The sequence below is a fragment of the Actinomyces bouchesdurhonensis genome (assembly GCF_900128465.1).
In the GTDB taxonomy this organism is placed as follows: domain Bacteria; phylum Actinomycetota; class Actinomycetes; order Actinomycetales; family Actinomycetaceae; genus Pauljensenia; species Pauljensenia bouchesdurhonensis.
This window is the reverse complement of the sequence record NZ_LT635867.1, coordinates 1-2234: the sequence shown is the minus strand read 5'-3', so window position 1 is coordinate 2234 and position 2234 is coordinate 1. Positions and strand designations below refer to the sequence as shown.

At 65.9% G+C, this 2234-nt stretch carries 2 protein-coding genes and 1 pseudogene; all 3 read right to left on the bottom strand.

Translation table 11 applies throughout. From position 1 onward, the window contains the following. Window positions 1-948 (bottom strand): thiamine pyrophosphate-dependent enzyme (locus BQ7477_RS04740; RefSeq protein WP_234968694.1); only part of this gene is annotated, 948 nt, incomplete at its 3' end. A gap of 31 nt (window positions 949-979) precedes the next feature. After that, the gene (locus BQ7477_RS04735; RefSeq protein ID WP_073983015.1) at window positions 980-1882 is read right to left on the bottom strand and encodes a dihydrodipicolinate synthase family protein; all 903 of its coding nucleotides are present in this window, start codon (window positions 1880-1882) and stop codon (window positions 980-982) included. Window positions 1883-1884: 2 nt separating this feature from the next. Further along, window positions 1885-2234 (bottom strand): annotated as a pseudogene (locus BQ7477_RS04730) (ABC transporter ATP-binding protein); the annotation flags it as partial.

Here is a 2234-nt window from a genome sequence, read left to right as displayed (position 1 = left end):
GTCCGCGACGGCCAGCGGGTTGATGCCGTCGACGCGCTCGGCGTGCATGGCCTCGGGGTTGAGGGCCGCGCCCACGCGGGCGAGGATCTCATATCCCATGGTTTCGCCGAAAGTCTGGCCGCCCATGCCGTAGAAGTTGTTGAAGAAGTTGAACAGGATCGGCGGGTTGCCGCCGTCCTCCTCACGCCACAGGGAACGGAACTGGTCCATCGACGCAAAGTTCATGGCCTCCCACACGGGGCCGCAGGCCAGGGCAGCGTCACCGACGTTGGAGACGACAATGCCGGGCTTGCGATTGATGCGCTTGAACAGGGCCGCGCCGTTCGCGATCGGGGCGGAGCCGCCGACGATCGCGTTGTTCGGGTAGGAGCCAAAGGGCAGGAAGAAGGTGTGCATCGAACCGCCCAGGCCGCGGTTGAAGCCCGACTTGCGGGCGAAGATCTCGGCGAGGGCGCCGAAGAGGATGAAGTTCTCGGTCAGATCCTTCGTGTCCTTGTAGTCGATCTTCTCAGCGTAGGAGAGGGTCTCGCCGCCGAGGAAGCCCTTCATGATGCCCTCGAGCTGGCCCTCGTCCATCTGGTGCATGGCCGAGTAGCACTTGGCGAGGATCTCACCGTGCGAGCGGTGCGAGCCGAAGATGAAGTCATCGGGGGTGAGCACAAAGCTCTGACCGACGTAGGCGCTCTCCTGGCCGATGCCCAGGTGGGCGGGGCCGCGGTGGTTGTACTCGACGCCTTCCCACCGGCCGGTCTTCTTGATGGAGTCGAGCATCGACTCGAAGGTGCGCACGACGATCATGTCGTGGAGCATCTGGACCATGCCTTTTTCGCCGTAGCGGGCAATCTCGGTGTCGCGGTCGAAGGTGTACTGGTTGACGGGGACCTCGGGGAACGTCACGTGCCCGGGGCGACGCACCTCATTGGGGTCGATGATAAGAGACTGAGTCATTGTTCTACTCTTCCTTGACGTAGGGGGTTCGTTAGAGCGTGACGGCCCACGCGGCTTCGCGGATGACCTCGGACACGGTGGGATGAGGGAAGACGACCTGGCGCAGGTCCTCGACCGTTAGTTCCATCTCGAGGACGGCCTGCGCGCCCCAGATCATTTCCGCCGCGTAGGCGCCCAGGACGTGAATGCCGAGCACCTGGTGGGTCGCGGGATCGACGAGAATCTTCGCCTCGCCGGGGGCCTTGAAGCCGTTCTCGGCGATGAAGCGGCCCGACATGAGGGCGGGAACCTTGGCGACGAGGACGTCGCGACCCTCGCGCTTGGCGGCGGACTCGGTCAGGCCGACGACGACCTCGTGGCCGGTGAGGAGCTGGAGCGGGTGTCCGGCGGCCTCGTTCGCGCGGCACAGCCAACGGAACGCGACGTCGTCGCCGGAGGAGTCCTTGACGCCGTCGATGACTCCGTCGCGGCCCAGGCGCATGAGCAGGTCGGGCGAGAGCTTCGTGTGCACGCACACGGGAATGTCGTAGGCCCACAGCTCCAGGCTCGTGTTCTCCTTCAGGAGGCGGAAGTGACGCTCGACCTCGGTCTCGCCGCCGAGGGCGTAGAACGGGGCGGTCGCGACGACGCCGATGGCGCCGCCGATGTCTTCCACGGCCTTGATGTTCTCGATGACGCGCTCGGTCTCGGTGTCGATGACGCCCACCAGGAGCGGGATACGACCATCGACGATGCGCACGGCTTCGCGCTGGATCTGGGCGCGGCGCTCGGCGGTCGAGAACGCGACCTCACCGGTGGAGCCGGACACGAACAGGCCGTCGAGGCCCGCGTCGATCATGCGGTTGATGTGACGCTCGAGCGAGGGGACGTCGAGCTCACCGTCCTTGAGCGGAATCGCGAGCGGCGGGACAACGCCACGGATCGTCGAAGACATAATTAGTGCTCTCCTTCGAGGTCAAGGTTGGGGTGCAGGAGCGAGGGCGCGGCGCCCAGCAGCTTGCGGGTGTAGGGGTCCTTCGGGTCGGTCAGCAGCTGCGCCGCCGGCCCTTCCTCCACGACGACGCCGCGGTTCATGACCGCGATCCGGTCCGACACGTAGCGGACGGTCTGGATGTCGTGCGAGATGAAGACCATCGCCAGGCCCAGTTCCTTCTTCAGGTCCGTGAGCAGGTTCAGGATTTGGGCGCGCACCGACACGTCGAGCGCGCTTGTCGGCTCGTCCGCGATGATCGCGTCGGGGCCGATCGACAGTGCTCGGGCGATGGCGACGCGCTGACGCTGGCCGC